At 43.7% G+C, this 16,904-nt stretch carries 13 protein-coding genes; 12 read left to right on the plus strand and 1 reads right to left on the minus strand.

All coding sequences use genetic code 11. The annotated features are described in order from the left end of the window. Positions 1–11: 11 nt before the first annotated feature. The 8 genes from G5B00_RS03750 (at position 12) to G5B00_RS03785 (ending at position 10,977) form a co-directional block, all read left to right on the plus strand. A complete protein-coding gene (locus tag G5B00_RS03750; RefSeq protein ID WP_163871904.1) occupies positions 12–797 on the plus strand; it encodes a hypothetical protein in 786 nt (261 codons plus the stop codon). A gap of 3 nt (positions 798–800) precedes the next feature. Continuing rightward, positions 801–2,417, plus strand: a complete 1,617-nt coding sequence (locus G5B00_RS03755; protein WP_163871905.1) for a PKD domain-containing protein — start codon at positions 801–803, stop codon at positions 2,415–2,417. A gap of 64 nt (positions 2,418–2,481) precedes the next feature. After that, positions 2,482–3,513, plus strand: coding sequence for a glycosyl hydrolase family 18 protein (locus G5B00_RS03760; RefSeq protein ID WP_163871906.1), 1,032 nt, complete (start codon positions 2,482–2,484; stop codon positions 3,511–3,513). Positions 3,514–3,616: 103 nt separating this feature from the next. Then, positions 3,617–5,437, plus strand: a complete 1,821-nt coding sequence (locus G5B00_RS03765; protein ID WP_240894370.1) for a PQQ-binding-like beta-propeller repeat protein — start codon at positions 3,617–3,619, stop codon at positions 5,435–5,437. Between the two features lie 143 nt (positions 5,438–5,580). Further along, entirely contained in the window at positions 5,581–6,405 is an 825-nt protein-coding gene (gene murQ / locus G5B00_RS03770) for an N-acetylmuramic acid 6-phosphate etherase (RefSeq protein WP_163871997.1), read from the plus strand. 142 nt (positions 6,406–6,547) lie between these two features. Then, a complete protein-coding gene (locus tag G5B00_RS03775) occupies positions 6,548–8,050 on the plus strand; it encodes a sodium:solute symporter (protein ID WP_163871908.1) in 1,503 nt (500 codons plus the stop codon). Between the two features lie 78 nt (positions 8,051–8,128). Then, positions 8,129–8,944, plus strand: a complete 816-nt coding sequence (locus G5B00_RS03780; protein ID WP_205966283.1) for a purine-nucleoside phosphorylase — start codon at positions 8,129–8,131, stop codon at positions 8,942–8,944. A gap of 44 nt (positions 8,945–8,988) precedes the next feature. After that, positions 8,989–10,977: a putative porin gene (locus G5B00_RS03785; protein WP_163871909.1), complete on the plus strand. Its 1,989-nt coding sequence runs from the start codon at positions 8,989–8,991 to the stop codon at positions 10,975–10,977. 224 nt (positions 10,978–11,201) lie between these two features. Here G5B00_RS03785 and G5B00_RS03790 read toward each other — a convergent pair whose 3' ends face one another. After that, complete coding sequence (locus tag G5B00_RS03790) at positions 11,202–11,549, minus strand: phage holin family protein (RefSeq protein ID WP_163871910.1); 348 nt, start codon at positions 11,547–11,549, stop codon at positions 11,202–11,204. A gap of 160 nt (positions 11,550–11,709) precedes the next feature. Here G5B00_RS03790 and G5B00_RS03795 point away from each other — a divergent pair, with 160 nt between their 5' ends. The 4 genes from G5B00_RS03795 to typA all read left to right on the plus strand — a co-directional run bounded on the left by G5B00_RS03795 (position 11,710) and on the right by typA (position 16,856). Beyond that, positions 11,710–12,141 (plus strand): DUF2147 domain-containing protein, encoded by a 432-nt coding sequence (locus G5B00_RS03795; protein WP_163871911.1) that lies wholly within the window; start codon positions 11,710–11,712, stop codon positions 12,139–12,141. A 148-nt stretch (positions 12,142–12,289) separates the two neighbouring features. Continuing rightward, complete coding sequence (gene kbl, locus G5B00_RS03800; protein ID WP_163871912.1) at positions 12,290–13,480, plus strand: glycine C-acetyltransferase; 1,191 nt, start codon at positions 12,290–12,292, stop codon at positions 13,478–13,480. Between the two features lie 259 nt (positions 13,481–13,739). Beyond that, positions 13,740–14,960, plus strand: a complete 1,221-nt coding sequence (locus G5B00_RS03805; protein ID WP_163871913.1) for a serpin family protein — start codon at positions 13,740–13,742, stop codon at positions 14,958–14,960. A gap of 90 nt (positions 14,961–15,050) precedes the next feature. After that, positions 15,051–16,856 carry a translational GTPase TypA gene (gene typA / locus G5B00_RS03810; RefSeq protein ID WP_163871914.1) on the plus strand — a complete coding sequence of 602 codons (1,806 nt, stop codon included), beginning with the start codon at positions 15,051–15,053 and terminating at the stop codon, positions 16,854–16,856. Positions 16,857–16,904 lie beyond the last annotated feature (48 nt).

Raw genomic sequence — 16,904 nt, forward strand, 5'->3', positions numbered from 1 at the left:
TTGTAGATCATATGAAAAAGTATATAAAATATATATATGGTATTGTCACCTTGCTCGTTATCGTGGCATGTGAGAAAAACGATCCGATTACAGAACTGGGCGTGACCAATGGACAGTATGCGGCACAGTTGAGGGTAACGTATAACAATACAAGACCTGCTATAGGGGATACTTTAATCATTACGGCCTCCACTTGGCAACGGGATGATAAATACAGCAAGGTAGTATTTTATGAAACCATTTTTGAAACATTTGGGCTGAAGTTTTCTTTGGAAAATGGGACAGTCATTAATACAAAAGAAGTTGAAGTCAATGATATCACATTCCCCACTTTGCTCATCACGGATACGGTCAAAAACAAATCCGTACTCCGTACGATAGATGCTTCCGAGATGGATAGCCATTGGGTGACTGTTTCGAATAGTTATGCGATTCGTGAAGAGTATATCTTCAAGAAAATAGATGGAGATTATCCCAATAATAGTGAGTTGGTCGATAAATTGACTGCCGTGGAGTTTGATATCGTAAAAAGTGTATTGGCGTATGGTATTACGCGGGATGATTATCTGGCACTGTTTCCAGATGCCCCCTCGTCGCATTTTACAACTGGAGGTACATATGTGCTCACGCAGGAAGGTATTAATAATCTGAAGGCTAATCTGTCTAAAGCTATGTTGTTGCCCCTTATCTCTCAATTGGAGAAAACAGGAAGTTATAGTATACGAATCGATGTTGATGCAATTACTCCGACAGGTGCTACTACGTCGACAACGCGAACCTTTGACAATAATATATAGGTTATGAAAAGATTAAGATTATTTTGTTTGTTTGTCACAGGTCTTTTTATCGTGGCATGCTCGAAAAATGAAATTACCGGTATAGGCCAGCAAGGTGATTATATCGCCAATTTTGACTTTCCTATATATGATATATATGCACCAGGAAAGGTGGTCATCACCAATAGGTCAAAGAACGCAGACAAGTTTTTGTGGGAATATGAAGGAGGAAAAACAATTGTCGGTCAGGACACATTAGCTATTTCTACCTCAGAAAAGATGTCGCCGGATACTATATTTTACGAATTGCCGGGACAGTATAATGTCAAATTGACGACTTGGAAAGGCAGTGAGCAAAAAACGATCTCAAAGACCATCACGGTTGAAAAACAACAGCCAACGATTGTCGTTCCGGAAAATATCGGTATTCTGCTCGAAGTAACATTTTCAGCCAGGGTATTCAAGTTTCCGGGAGGTAGCGTAACCTATTCTTGGGATTTTGGAGAAGCAGGTACTTCGACAGAGGCTACGCCGAAAGTCACTTTTATGACAGAGGGTGTCCATCTTGTCAAATTGACGATCAATGATGGTGAGGAAGAACTGTCGACAGAGGTCGAAGTGAATGTTCAAGGAGAATTGGCAAAGACGATATACTTTACAGATGCCTTTACACGACGCATTTATCGGTATAAGTTGACAACAATGACTGCATCGCAAGTCGAATGGATTGGAGCGACCACAGGCTACAATGCGTTAGGACTATCTGTGAAAGGGAATAAGTTGTACCTGTCCGAGACAGGCTTTGGTACAAGGTTCTCCAGTGGGGATGCCGCTGTTGCTGATGGGGTACTGAAATCTTATAATTTGGATGGAACAGGTGAAAATATCATAACCAGACCTGTGGCGACATCATTAGATTATCGTGATGATCCTTGGATGCATACAGTAGACAAATACGGTAATATCTGGTGGACCTGTAGAAACTGGGGAGTGAGAGTCTTGAATGCATCGTCTTCTGAGGCTGCCTATCCGGGTATAAAGTTCAATATCAATGCTACAATAGCTGGAGAGGCTATTAACACATACTTCCCTTCGGATATCAAAGAGGTAGGTGAACAAATATGGGTATCCTATGCAGGTACAACAGGCAAAGGTATTTATAGATACGATTATGATGGGACGTATAAAGACAAGTTTACCACAGCTATCCAAAGTCATGCTATCCGCACGTTTGCGGTCGATCATGTGAACGGGCATATCTACTTTGCGACAAACAGATCTGATGCAGGTAGACCGGTAGGTGTATACAGAGCAAATATAGATGGTTCGAACATTGTTGCGATTGATAACGGCTCAAGCATGCAGATAGGAGCCGGAGGATATAGCAATCAAGGTGCAGACGGCGAATATATCTATATTACAAATATGGATATAGATGTGGATGAAAATGGCCAAGGTTACCTCTACTATGGTTATAGGGCCAATACAGATATCAATGGTAGCGGAAATCCGCCAACCTTGGGAAGTTCTGCCGCAAATTCGGGCGTCAAACGGTATAAACTGGATGGCTCGGAGAGTGCAGAATTTTTATTCAAAGGTTATGCGCCTTATGGTTTGGCCATTGATCAGATTAAACGTTAGAAAATGGCTATGGGTTCTGCCTAACGCAGAACCCTTCCCAGACTTGAATGAAAAAACAAAACTTATGAAGAGATTTTTAGTTTTATGTATTTCGCCCCTTGTACTATTTACTTCTTGTGAGAAAGAGGTAATATGGGTACCTGATGGGTACGGCGCCTCGGAGGTAAAGAAACCCGAGGGCGAATATGTATCGGATCAATCGTTTAAGCGCGTAGCGTATGCATATCACAATAATGCTATAGCCAATTTTGATACCACAAAGTTGGATTATGTGACACATTTGCATTTTGCGTTTCTGAATCCACATGCAGATGCCAATGGAAACTTTGCCGCACTGACGAATCAAAACAATTTTGAGGCTTTGAACAAGTTAGCTCGATCCAAGGGTGTAAAAACCGCTATTTCTTTGTCCGGCAGTGAGAATATCTTTCGGACTATTGCTGCAAATGAAAATACCAGAAAGGTGTTTGTAAAAAATATTGTTGATTTTGCCGTAAGGTATCAATTGGATGGTGTGGATATTGATTGGGAATACCCACGTTCTAACTATGGGAATGATGTTACCTTTGAAGTTTTCATGAACGAGCTTTCAGCAGAGCTTCATTCGTGGCATAAATATCTGAGTATGGCGGTCACTGCAGGATTGTTTGCCGGCACTGTAAAAGAGGGTATTACGAAAGGAGCTATCGACGCTTGTGACTTTGTGAACCTCATGGCTTATGATGGAATCGGAACAGACCCCAATAATCTGAACCATCACTCTTCGTATTATATGGCCAATCGAGTGTTAGATATTTGGTTAAATGATAAGCAGCTCCCTGCGGAGAAGGCTGTCTTGGGTATCCCCTTGTATGGGAAATCGGCCGCGAATGCTTCCGCTACATTTGCTAGTTTAATAAGCAGTGGAGCTGATCCGCATGCGGATGAATTTACAAATACCTCTGATGTCACATTCTATTATAATGGTATCAATACGATACAAGCAAAGACAGAATTGGCAAAAACCAAGGGCAACGGGGTGATGTTTTGGGAGTATAATCAAGATGTAAAGGGAGCCAACTCCTTAATGAAAGCTGCATACGAAGTGTCAAAATGAGTTTTTACCAATAGAGAGGTCGCTTTTATAGGAACAAAGGAAAGAGGCTGTTCGGAAATTGATGTCCAGCGGTTTGAATATGAGAATAGGCTATACTGGTTTTATGTATATACTGTGGATAGTAGGCATCATGCATTCGGTCGCCTTTGCCCAGCAGCCGTTTCAATTTGCTTTGGTCACGGACACGCATGTGGGGGGGGCTACGGGAGCGGAAGATCTGCGGCGTACGGTGGCAGATCTCAATCAGCGTATAGATATCGATTTTGTGGTTTTGTCGGGCGATGTGACCGAGTTTGGATCGGATGAGGAATTGCGGTTGGCCAAGCAGATTTTGGATAGTCTCCAAAAACCATTGTATATCATTCCGGGCAACCACGATAGCAATTGGTCAGAGAGCGGAGCAAATAGTTTTCGGCAGGTATTTGGCGGAGAGACTTTCTTTTTTGAACACAAGGGATACCAATTTATGGGCACGACTTCGGGCCCCAATATGCGGATGAGCCCCGGCCAGATTCCCCGGGAAAATCTGGTATGGATGGATTCAATCTTTCGGGTATATACCGATAACCCCTTGGTATTCATCAACCATTATCCCTTAGATTCCTCGCTGAACAACTGGTTTGAAGCTATCGATCGGTTGAAAACAAGAAATATACGGTTGGCTTTGTGCGGGCATGGACACCAAAACCGATTGTACGATTGGGAAGGAATTCCGGGGGTGATGAACAGATCCAATCTAAGGGCAAAGGAGGCCGTCGGGGGATACAACATTATTCATCTCACCCGTGATTCGGCATTTTTCCGGGTACGTAGGCCTCTTGAGCGTACGGAGAACGTTTGGTTGAAAATTCCCTTAGGACTGAACAATGTTATGCCGGAACAACCGAAGAGGCCCGATTATACAGTCAATTCGACTTATGGAAGGCGTGTACTTTGGGAATACCGGGATCACGGAGATATCGGCTCCGGGATGGATACAGACGGTCGTTTTATTTTTGCGGCAAATACTGTGGGGGAGATTTATGCGTTAGATATACATGACGGTAGACGCGTATGGTCTTTTAAAACTGGAGGAAAGGTTTATTCTACTCCGGCTTATGCGAAGGGTGTGGTAGTCGTGGGTTCTTCCGATCATGGGATTTATGGATTGGATGCTAAGACAGGAATGCTATTGTGGAAGGTGAAGACCAGCAAGGCAGTATTGGGTTCTCCGGTAATAGATGGAGATAAAGTGTACATCGGAGGCTCGGATGGTACTTTTCGTTGTCTTGATCTTCGGGACGGTAGATTGGTTTGGGCTTTTGACAGTGTGAAAGGATACGTTTCGGCACGCCCAACCTTAGTTGGTAATAAGGTCATTTTTGGGAGTTGGGAAAATGGTTTTTATGCATTGGACAAAAGAACGGGTAACGTAATCTGGGAGTGGGACAACGGTTATAGCAACAGGATGTTTTCTGCGGCGGCATGTTATCCGGTGGTGACCAATGGACGTGTTTTTATTGTTGCGCCGGATCGGTATATGACGGCTTTGGATTTAAAAAGTGGAAAAGTTGTCTGGAGGGAAAAGAAAGAGGGTATTCGGGTACGCGAATCGATCGGCCTTGCACCCAATGGAAAGTATGTATATGCCAAGACGATGGACGGTGAATTGATCGGCGTGTCTGTGCACAAGGATAGTATGTCCATAGATTGGCACTCGGCGTTGAAATTACCTTATGATATCTCGCCAACGGCTATTGTTAGCTCGTCCGATTTGACTTTTGTGCCCAGCCATAGTGGTTTGTTGTCCGCGGTAGACCCCAAGACAGGTCAGGTGAGATGGCAGTATAAAATAGCTGAAGGGATGGTCAATCCACCGTTGGTATGGAAGCATTCTGTGTTTGTAAGTACGATGGACGGCAAAATAGTCGCCTTGCGTATCTGATAGGATAAGTGATTAAATTCGGAGATAAAGCTGTTTGAAAAAAATATTATATTCGTGCGGTAATTTAAGGTTGCGTTTTTTTGCGTATCTGGTTTTAGAGGCGCATATTTACGTATGTTTTTAGGATTTAGATGGATGAACTGATGATCAATGCAACAAATACTACAGAGAAAGATTCCTATTACCGGGATCTGGATAAAATGTCTATTCATGAGCTGCTGACCAACATCAACAAGGAAGATAAAACGGTTCCCCATGTTGTGGAAAAGGCCATACCCCAGATTGAACAATTGGTCGAAGTGGCCGTAGACAGGATGCAAAAAGGGGGAAGGCTTTTTTATATAGGTGCCGGGACAAGTGGGCGTTTAGGTATTCTGGACGCTTCGGAATGTCCTCCTACGTATGGTGTGCCGTTTGATTGGGTGATAGGATTGATTGCCGGAGGCGATGTCGCTATTCGCAAGGCTGTAGAATTTGCGGAAGACGATGAGGAGCAGGCGTGGAAAGATCTGGAGGAATATGCCATCAATGCCGACGATATTGTCATCGGTATTGCGGCTTCGGGCACGACTCCCTATGTCATAGGAGGCCTACGGGAAGCCAATCGCCATGGTGTGGCTACAGGCTGTATCGTTTGTAATGGTGGAACGCCTGTCGCCAAGGAAGCGGCCTATCCCGTAGAAGTGATCGTAGGTCCCGAGTTTGTGACTGGATCGACCAGGATGAAAGCGGGAACAGCGCAAAAATTAGTGCTCAATATGATCAGTACCTCTGTTATGATCCAACTGGGCAGGGTTAAAGGCAATAAGATGGTAGATATGCAACTGTCCAACCACAAACTGGTCGGGCGGGGTGTCAGGATGGTCATGGCCGAGACGGGGGTGGATGAGGATACGGCCACGGCCTTGATCGAAGAATTTGGTAATGTCCGTAAGGCTATCGATAATTTTCATCAAAACGCGCATTAGGGTTGGGAATAATGAGTAGTGCGTATGGAGATGATTGTATAGCTTTTTAATTTATAGAAATGTATATATCGCAATACGTACGTCCCCCGTCGCAATACTCAATACGCATATCGCAATACGCTATTAACTTTTAAATCAGATTATGACCCCTCTAGTTTTACTTTCATTTTTGGTCGTTTATTTTGGAATATTGCTGAGCGTAGCTTATTTTACTTCCAAAAAGACTTCCGATAATTCCACGTTTTTTGTAGCCAACCGTAGTGCCAAGTGGTATATGGTAGCCTTCGGTATGATCGGAGTGGCGTTGTCGGGTGTGACTTTTATTTCCGTTCCGGGGGATATCGGGAATGCCCCCGCAGGTCTGCAACCCAACAATTTTAGTTACTTCCAATTTGTATTGGGCAATGCACTGGGCTTTATCGTCATTGCCTATGTCCTGTTGCCCCTGTATTACAGGATGCAGCTGACCTCCATATATACGTATCTGGAGGAGCGATTGGGACATAGAAGCTACAAGTCTGGTGCGATGATTTTCCTAATTTCCCGAACCATCGGTTCGGCTTTCAGGCTCTATTTGGTGGCCATTGTCTTGCAGCGCTATATCTTTGATGCTTGGAATGTGCCTTTTATTGTGACGGTAGCTATTTGTTTGGTATTGATCTGGCTGTACACGAATAAGGGGGGCTTGAAAACAATCATCATCACGGATATGATGCAGACGACTTGTCTGGTGTTGGCGGTGGTGCTTTCGATTTATTTTATGGCTGATGGATTGGGATGGAGCGTGACAGAGGCACTGGAAAAAGTGAAGGAAAGTTCATATTCCAAGATTTTCGTGTGGGAAAACCTCCTGGGCGATACCAGACATGTGCTGAAGCATATTATAGGAGGTATGTTCGTGACCATAGCCATGACAGGATTGGATCAGGATCTGATGCAGAAGAACTTGAGCATGAAAACCATTGGAGAGGCGCAGAAGAATATGATGACTTTTACCGGGATATTCGTGGTCATCAATATCTTCTTCCTTGCGGTGGGCGCGTTGTTGTATTTCTACGCCGAAGCAAATGGTATAAGCATAGCCGAACTCGGCAAGTCCGATTACCTCTATCCGGAGATTGCCTTGAATTATCTGGGTATGGTGCCGGGTACTGTATTTATGATGGGATTGACGGCGGCAACCTTTGCAACAACGGATTCGGCATTGACAGCATTGACAACATCTTATTGTGTGGATTTTCTGGATTTCAACAAAAAGGAAGATCCGAATGATCCTAAACTGGTCAAACAAAGGAATGTTGTCCATTTGGGTTTTTCGATTGTCATGCTCCTTGTGATTTTATTGTTTCATGTGATCAACGATGATTCGGTCGTGACAGCTATTTTCAAAGTGGCAGGTTATACATATGGCCCGCTTTTGGGTCTGTTCTCCTTTGGCATATTGACCAAGCTTCGCGTGAGAGACGGTATCGTGCCTTATATCTGTGTGATCTCTCCGATATTGATCTTTTTGCTCGCACAATATGTATTGCCCTATACGGCTTATAAGATCGGATTTGAACTTATTGTCTATAATGGGTTGATTACCTTTTTGTTGCTATGGGCGACTTCGCCGGGGAGAATTGTTGACCATAAAAACCTATAAAGTTTCCAAAACCTTATGGGTTTAACCTTGTACGTGCCAAAAAATTACGTTAAGTTTGAACAAATAGTTTATGCACGTATGTATCATTTAATAGACGACACCGTAGATTATATTCGAAAAAAGATAGGAGACTTCACCCCGGAATTCGGGATTATATTGGGTACAGGATTGGGCAAGGTCGTGGATGACATACAGATCGAGCATCAATTGATGTATGCCAATATTCCTAACTTCCCGATTTCTACGGTCGAATTCCACTCCGGAAAACTAATATTTGGGTATCTCAACGGACGAAAGATTGTCGCTATGCAAGGGAGATTGCACTATTACGAAGGCTATTCTATGCAGGAAATTACCTTTCCCGTTCGGGTCATGAAATCGCTGGGTATCCAAAAATTATTTGTTTCGAATGCATCGGGTTCCTTACAGCCGGGAATCAGAAAAGGCGAGCTTGGCATTATTGAAGATCATATCAATTTATTGCCCGACAACCCCCTTAGAGGCCCTAATGACGACCGTTATGGCTCTCGCTTTCCGGATATGAATGCACCCTATGACAAGGTCATGATCGAGCAAGGTATGCAGATCGCGGCACAGCTTGGCGTGGCGGCCCATAAGGTTGTTTATGTAGCTACACCGGGTCCAAATCTGGAAACCCGTGCGGAATACCGTTATATGCGTATCATCGGTGGAGATATTGTAGGGATGAGTACCGTGCCCGAAGTAATCGTGGCCAACCACATGGGACTGCCGGTCTTTGCCATTTCGGTGATTACCGATGAAGGTTTTCACGAGGATTTACAGCCGGTATCCCTGGCAGAGATCGTCGCTGTAGCGACTGAGGCCGAACCTCGGCTCACGGCTATACTAAAAGAATTACTTGCATTGCAATAAAGTCTAATTTATCCTTTATTTTTGTCCGGTATTGCTTTATGTACATGAGTAGTTTGACGAGAGGTTTATTTGGTTTGTGCTTCCTGATGTTGATGGGGATGTATGGCTATGGGCAGGTGGACGAAGAGTTTAGCAGTGCTCTGGATTCAGCGAGGGCATTGGAAGACAATAAAAAGGATTCGGTCGTTTTCTCAGCAAAATACGTGCGGTATGCTACATTGGATATGTTGAAACATGCAACCTATACGAAACAGATAGATACGAGCCATCGCAATTTCCAATACTATAACAAGCAAAATCTCCCTTGGAATCCCAGTGTACATTTAGGCTCGTACGGTCTGGCGACCAGGGATCTGTTGTTCAGCCCCAGTAAGACTATAGGTTTTCAACCCGGCTTTCATGCCTTGGAAAGATACCTGGTACTAGCAGATTCAGTACAGTATTATCGGGCGAGAGCACGGTATTCGGAGCTGTATGCTGTTGGTTTTTTCTTTGATGATCAGGTCTTTCGTGCCAAATTGGCGCAGAATATCAATCCACAATGGAATATAGGAGCGGAGTACCATGCCGCCAATACCGATGGATTTTATTATAACCAGACCTATGCAGACCGTAAAGGGAGTGTCTTTACGTGGTACGAGTCTACCAATCGTCGGTACAACCTGTTGGCAAATCTTACTTTCAATAAGGTTGATGCCTCAGAAAACGGCTCTGTGACTAACGATACGACAAATATCTTTGTCGGTGAGATGCAGTCTCCTTTTGCCATACAGACCAAGCTAAGGGGGCAACAGCAGAATAGACCTTTCAACAAATGGCTGGACAATGGGGTATTCTTGCGTCAGTCATTCTATATTGGTAGGTTGGATACGGTGAATGCCGGTAAGCCTGAAATGGAAATACATCCTACCAATGCCTTTGCCCATAACACTTCGGTACGTCAACGGAAATATATCTTTTTCAAGAATGAAGAGGATCTGTACAATGCCTTTCCCTTTGGAGATGCGGTAGAGGTACAGGACACGACCAAGATAACAACGATTTCCAATGAGTTTACCTATGCTTTTTATCTCCGCAACCGATCGTTAAAGAATGAGGCAAAGGTCAATGTAGGTTTTCAGAATGATCTGGTTTGGTATGATGATATTGTGAGCAAGGATTTTCTGCAAAACAGTGCTGTCAAGGGTGATATAAGATACCAGTTCAGTGATAAGGTGGATGTGGTGTTGAATGGGCACCAGATTATCGTCGGAAGACACTTTGGCGATTACCTATACGAAGCTACAGCCGAGGTCGGTATGGGAGCGAAAATCGGGAAGGTCACTTTGGGAGCCTATAGCCAAAACAAATCTCCGGAAATGGTCTTTACAAGAATGAACTATACGTACCATCAATGGTTGCGTGATGACTTGGAAAAGACCAAAACCCAAAACCTGTCCTTTCGTTATAAAAATGATAAACTTGGCTTTTGGGGTAAAGCCGAATATTTTCTGATCAACAATTATCTTTATTTTAAGGAGGTGGACAACCCTACTGACGACGAAAAACTGGAGAAATTGATCGAGGCCGCCCAGACGGGCAATATCAATTTACTGAAGGTCAGCGTGGGTCAGAATTTTAGATTTGGCAATTTCCATCTGGACAATATGGCCGTGTACCAGAAATCCGATGCTATGCACGTACTGTCCACACCTGAACTGTACACATGGCACAGCTTTTATTATAAGGATATCTGGTTTGACAAGGTGCTGGATTTTGCTATCGGTCTGGATGCAAAGTTCAATACTCCATTTCGAGCACCCTCTTATGCGGTCAATGCGGGACAATTTTACAACAGCAATGTCGCTATAGAATTTTCTACCTACCCAGTTGTAGACGCATGGTTCACAGCTAATCTCCAGCGGGTCAATCTTTTTGTGAGTTGTAATTTTGTCAATCAATATCTCTATCCCAAGGGGTATTATACGGTAAGGCGCTATCCAATGAATCCGGCCAACCTACGTTTTGGTGTGTCCTGGAAGTTTTATGATTGATTCGTTTTTCGTAGACTTTTGCTAGTGCCCAATAGTGCTAAGTTAAGCGTTTTTGTCATCCTGAGGCTCGTCCGAAGGATCTGTTAGTGACACTGAAAGGGATACCTGGCCGGTAGGAAGGATTTACAGATCCTTCACGTTGTTCAGGATGACAAAAAACAAAAAAGCCCACAAGAAAACTCTCCTGCAGGCCTTTACATTAATGGTTATAGTGTCGTGTAATTTTAAGGCTTGTCTCTTTTTATGCTTCCGATCAACATTTCCAATATAGCGACCACGATGGCGAATAAGGTGGCATTCCAGAAGCCGTTCACTTCGAATTTTGTGCCCATAAGCCAGTCTGCCAACATGATCATCAGTACGGTGATGATAAAGGATATCAGGCCGAAGGTGAGCCAATTCAGCGGAAAGGTAAGTACACGAAGGATTCCCCCCACAATAGCATTGACCAGACCGATGACAAGACCTGTAGCTACAGCCCACCAAAAACCATCGACATGTACATTCGGAATGATATAGGCAGCTACTGCTACCACTACTCCCGTCAGTAAAAGTGATATAATAAACCTCATAATTCTTAGTATTTGATTTTATTATGTATTCAGTCAAAATTGATGCCAAACAAAAGATAAATCGAAATTGTTTATAATAAGTAATATGATGGGATTAATTGACGTGTTCAATACTCCAATTTGTTTTTACTAAATTGCGCTTATCCATAAAGGTTTATAGATGAAAAAGATATATTATACATTGTTGTTATTGATATGCTCAACAGCGGCATATAGCCAGTCCTCGGTCGATATCGTAGGCAAATGGACGACCATAGATGACGAAACCGGACAAGCGAAATCTATTGTCGAGATTTTTAAAAAATCCGATGGCAAATATTATGGAAAGATCCATAAACTATTGATAAAGCCAGAGAACGATAATTGCATCAATTGTAAGGATGACCGCAAGAACAAACCTTTGATCGGTCTGGAAATCATCCGGGGACTATCTAAGGAAGGAAATGAATTCACCGGAGGGAGCATCACCGATCCCCAGAACGGCAAAACCTATAAATGTACAATCGTACGCAAAGGTGATAAACTCAACGTACGGGGATATGTAGGTTTTTCGCTCATCGGACGTACACAGACATGGAATCTGGTCAAATAGCAGAGACAAAAAATCTTTTCCCCCTGCTATTTGACTATTTAAAATTAGAACAAACGATTTCGTTGTTTTGCTTATCAAAATTGCATTATCTTTGATTTTGCATTAGCCCGTAATTTTTACTTTTGATTTTTTACATTTTACTTGAATCATGTATAAAACGTTAAAAACAGTATTGGAAAAAGAACTCGCATCCATCAAGGAGGCAGGTCTCTATAAAGAGGAGCGCATCATCACCACGCCACAGGGAGCCGATATCAAAATCAGCACCGGACAGGAAGTAATCAACTTCTGTGCAAATAATTATTTGGGGCTGTCCTCACACCCCAAGGTCATCGAAGCGGCTAAAAAGACGATAGATAGCCATGGATATGGTATGTCTTCTGTTCGCTTTATTTGTGGTACACAGGACATCCACAAGGAGTTGGAGGCAAAGATCTCTAAATTCTTGGGTACAGAGGATACGATTTTGTATGCGGCGGCATTTGATGCCAATGGAGGAGTATTCGAACCTCTCTTGGGGGCCGAAGACGCCATTATATCTGACGAATTGAACCACGCATCTATCATTGATGGTGTCCGCTTGTGCAAAGCACAACGTTTCCGTTATAAAAACTGTGATATGGAAGACTTGGAAGCACAGTTGAAGGCGGCTTCCGGTGCGCGTCATCGTATCATTGTGACGGATGGTGCATTTTCTATGGACGGATCTGTAGCCCCTTTGGACAAGATATGTGATCTGGCCGATAGATATGAGGCATTGGTCATGATCGACGAATCGCATTGTACAGGTTTTGTCGGTAGAACTGGTAGGGGTACGCACGAATTGTTTGATGTGATTGATCGGGTGGATATCATTACGGGTACATTGGGTAAGGCTTTGGGCGGAGCCTCAGGGGGATTTACTTCCGGCAGGAAAGAGATCATTGATATGCTTCGCCAACGTTCGCGTCCCTATCTGTTCTCCAATACCCTGGCGCCGGCGATTGCGGGGGCTTCTATAGCTGTATTGGATATGCTGAGCGAGACGACAGCATTGCGTGATAAGCTGGAGAGCAATACCAGATATTTCCGGGAGAAGATGACCGAGGCAGGATTTGATATCAAACCAGGTTTTCACCCGATTGTTCCGGTCATGTTGTACGATGCGAAGCTGGCACAGGAGTTTGCGGCCCGGATGTTGGAAGAGAGGATATATGTCATTGGGTTTTATTATCCGGTGGTACCGCAAGGGAAGGCTCGTATCCGTACACAGATCTCCGCAGGCCATGAGATTGTACATCTGGACAAAGCCATTGCGGCCTTTACGAAGGTAGGTAAGGAATTGGGGGTAATCGGATAACTAAACCGAGATGTCTAAAAAGCCTCAAATCAACACCTCGTCATATTGAGCGAAGCATCGCGAAGTCGAAACATCTTATTTATATACGAGATTTGCTTCGCAGCTGCCTTCGGCGGTCTTCCACTTCTCTTCGTTCCGGTCAGAATGACGTAGACTTTATTTAGAAATGCCCAAGTGAAGGTTTGGGTATTTTTTTTGTAACGTTTTTGTTGTTTGTTCCGTTCTATACACGAATACTAACTGAAAGAAAGGACTATATATGAGAAGTTTACTATTTTATTTGAGTCTTGCTCTACCCATTACATGGGCAGCATGTGAAAAAAAAGCAGTCGTAGATATCAAACAAGAAAAGGAATTGAGTCTGGATCAAAAAGACAGGGCCTTGATTGCTGCCAGCAACCGCTTTACGATCAGTTTGTACAGTGAAGTAGAAAAAGAATATGACAATGAGGAGAATATCCTGCTGTCTCCATACAGTGCCAATGTGGCTCTTTCTGTTGTGAATAATGGCGCGAACGGCGAGACGGCAAAAGCTATATCGTCTGCGTTGGGCTATGAGGGATTGAGTCAGGAAGAGGTCAACACCTCCCATCAGAAGCTGATCGAAGGCTTGCCACAGGTCAGTGCCAAAAACATACTGAAGATCGCAAACTCTATTTGGACAAATGATCAATTTAGTGTTTTGCCTTCGTTTCTGCAGGTAGCTAACACGAACTACCATGCAAAAGCATCTTCATTACCATTTGTCAATCCCGATGCTCCCAACGCCATAAACGGGTGGGTGAAGGACAATACCAATGGTAAGATCGAGCAGATTGTGGATGAAGTCAGTAGCGATGACCTTCTATATGTCCTGAATGCCGTTTATTTCAAAGGAATGTGGCAACAGCAGTTCGATAAAGAATTGACAGCTCGGGAAACTTTTATAAAGGCAAATGGTATTAAAGTATTGACTGATTTTATGAAGAATACCGGAGAATACAACGTATTGTCAACCACGAGGTATCAAGCGGTGGAGATTCCCTATGCCGACAATAAGTTTAGCATGGTACTGGTCAGGTCAGCGGACAGAAATCATATCCTTAATTTTGATGTGGATTTGCAGGATGTCATCGTAAAACCGCAACCGTTGAAAAGAAAGATCGAATTAGTCATTCCTAAATTCAAATTTGCATTTGATCACATCCTCAACAACAACCTGAAAAATCTGGGTATGGGTATAGCCTTTACCGAGCAAGCAGACTTTTCGCAGATGATCTCCGGTGCCCGGGCGCATATCTCGATCGTCAAGCAGAAGACATTCATTGACGTGAATGAAGAGGGTACAGAAGCAGCTGCGGTGACCAGCGTAGGTGTGGTAGTGACATCTGTACCTATGATCGAAACGATCAAATTTGATACACCATTTTATTTCCTGATTAAAGAGAATTCAAGTAATCTGATCCTATTTGCAGGTAAGCTCAATGACCCTACAAAATAAAATAAAATAATTATCCGTTATAAATGCAAAAATTGAGGCGCAAAATGTATATCTTTGCACCTCAATTTTTTTATAACACATTATCGCTCAATGCAAAATATCAGAAACATTGCCATTATCGCACACGTAGACCATGGTAAGACTACACTCGTCGATAAAATCCTATATTTTACCAACCAATTTCGGGAAAACGAAAATGCCGGGGAGTTGATCCTAGACAATAACGACCTGGAGCGTGAACGAGGTATCACAATCGTGTCGAAAAACGTTTCTGTAAAATATAAAGATACGAAGATCAATATCATTGATACCCCTGGTCACGCCGATTTTGGTGGTGAGGTCGAGCGGGTATTGAAGATGGCAGATGGCGTGGTACTGTTGGTAGATGCCTTTGAGGGGCCTATGCCGCAGACACGTTTTGTGACAGGAAAAGCACTTGCGCTGGGTATAAAACCCATTGTCGTCGTCAACAAAGTGGACAAGGAAAACTGTCGTCCGGAAGAGGTCTATGAGAATGTGTTTGACCTGTTCTTTAGCTTGGGTGCGACCGAAGACCAATTGGATTTTCCGGTATTGTACGGCTCTTCAAAGCAGGGTTGGATGTCTTCGGACTGGAAACAGCCGACGACCGACTTTACCGAACTTTTGGAGGCTATCGTCGCACATATACCTGCGCCTAAGGTTGCGGAAGGCACGTTGCAGATGCAGGTGACTTCACTAGATTATTCGGCTTTTGTAGGCCGTATTGCTATTGGTCGTGTTGCACGGGGAACGATCAAAGAAAACCAACCGGTATCTCTGGTCAAACGTGACGGTAAAGTTGTCAAATCACGTGTCAAGGAATTGCAGATATTTGAAGGATTGGGTCGTGCAAAAGTATCGGAAGTACATGCCGGCGATATCTGTGCCGTAGTCGGTATTGAGGGATTTGATATAGGTGATACGATTGCGGACTTCGAAAACCCGGAACAGCTGGAGGTCATCAGCATCGATGAGCCGACGATGAACATGTTGTTCACGATTAACAATTCACCTTTCTTTGGTAAGGAAGGTAAATTCGTGACATCGCGCCATATCTATGACCGCCTGCAGAAAGAATTGGAGAAAAATCTAGCCTTACGTGTCGTACCTACCGAATCGCCTGACGCGTGGTTGGTCTATGGTCGTGGTATCCTGCACTTGTCGGTATTGATCGAGACCATGCGTCGGGAAGGCTACGAACTACAAGTAGGCCAACCGCAGGTCATTGTCAAAGAGATTGATGGCGTGAAATGTGAACCTATAGAAGAGCTTGTCGTCGATGTACCTGCAGAAGTATCGGGCAAGGTGATCGAATTGGTGACACAGCGTAAGGGAGAATTGCTGATTATGGAAACCAAAGGTGATATGCAGCACTTAGAATTTTCTATACCTTCCCGTGGTATCATTGGATTGCGGAATAATGTATTGACGGCTACGGCAGGAGAGGCCGTTATGGCACACCGTCTGAAAGGCTATGAGCCATGGAAAGGAACTATTCCAGGCCGTTTGGCAGGTGTGTTGATTTCCTTGGATACGGGTACGACTACAGCATATTCCATTGATAAATTACAGGATCGTGGACGTTTCTTCGTGGATCCGGGCGTGGATATCTACGAAGGACAGATCCTGGGTGAGCATATCCGGGACAATGACCTCACGATCAATGTGACCAAGGGTAAGCAGTTGACAAACATGCGTGCCTCTGGATCAGATGACAACGTACGTATCGCTCCGGCGATCAAATTTTCGTTGGAAGAATGTATGGAATACATCCAAGCAGACGAGTACATCGAGGTGACACCTCAGTCTATACGTTTGCGTAAGATCTACCTGACGGAGAACGAAAGAAAAATCAACGCTAAGAAGTTCCAGTAAAAGAACTAAAAGAACAAGGAATAAGGAGCAAAGACAGAATACGTCTTT

It is taken from the genome of Parapedobacter sp. SGR-10 (assembly GCF_011030405.1).
GTDB lineage: Bacteria > Bacteroidota > Bacteroidia > Sphingobacteriales > Sphingobacteriaceae > Sphingobacterium.

Excerpts from the sequence above, each read along its gene's own strand:
- G5B00_RS03750 (WP_163871904.1), top strand. The coding sequence starts at position 12 with ATGAAAAAGTATATAAAATATATATATGGTATTGTCACCTTGCTCGTT.
- G5B00_RS03755 (WP_163871905.1), top strand. The coding sequence starts at position 801 with ATGAAAAGATTAAGATTATTTTGTTTGTTTGTCACAGGTCTTTTTATC.
- G5B00_RS03760 (WP_163871906.1), top strand. The coding sequence starts at position 2,482 with ATGAAGAGATTTTTAGTTTTATGTATTTCGCCCCTTGTACTATTTACT.
- G5B00_RS03765 (WP_240894370.1), top strand. The coding sequence starts at position 3,617 with ATGTATATACTGTGGATAGTAGGCATCATGCATTCGGTCGCCTTTGCC.
- murQ (WP_163871997.1), top strand. The coding sequence starts at position 5,581 with ATGATCAATGCAACAAATACTACAGAGAAAGATTCCTATTACCGGGAT.
- G5B00_RS03775 (WP_163871908.1), top strand. The coding sequence starts at position 6,548 with ATGACCCCTCTAGTTTTACTTTCATTTTTGGTCGTTTATTTTGGAATA.
- G5B00_RS03780 (WP_205966283.1), top strand. The coding sequence starts at position 8,129 with ATGTATCATTTAATAGACGACACCGTAGATTATATTCGAAAAAAGATA.
- G5B00_RS03785 (WP_163871909.1), top strand. The coding sequence starts at position 8,989 with ATGAGTAGTTTGACGAGAGGTTTATTTGGTTTGTGCTTCCTGATGTTG.
- G5B00_RS03790 (WP_163871910.1), bottom strand. The coding sequence starts at position 11,549 with ATGAGGTTTATTATATCACTTTTACTGACGGGAGTAGTGGTAGCAGTA.
- G5B00_RS03795 (WP_163871911.1), top strand. The coding sequence starts at position 11,710 with ATGAAAAAGATATATTATACATTGTTGTTATTGATATGCTCAACAGCG.
- kbl (WP_163871912.1), top strand. The coding sequence starts at position 12,290 with ATGTATAAAACGTTAAAAACAGTATTGGAAAAAGAACTCGCATCCATC.
- G5B00_RS03805 (WP_163871913.1), top strand. The coding sequence starts at position 13,740 with ATGAGAAGTTTACTATTTTATTTGAGTCTTGCTCTACCCATTACATGG.
- typA (WP_163871914.1), top strand. The coding sequence starts at position 15,051 with ATGCAAAATATCAGAAACATTGCCATTATCGCACACGTAGACCATGGT.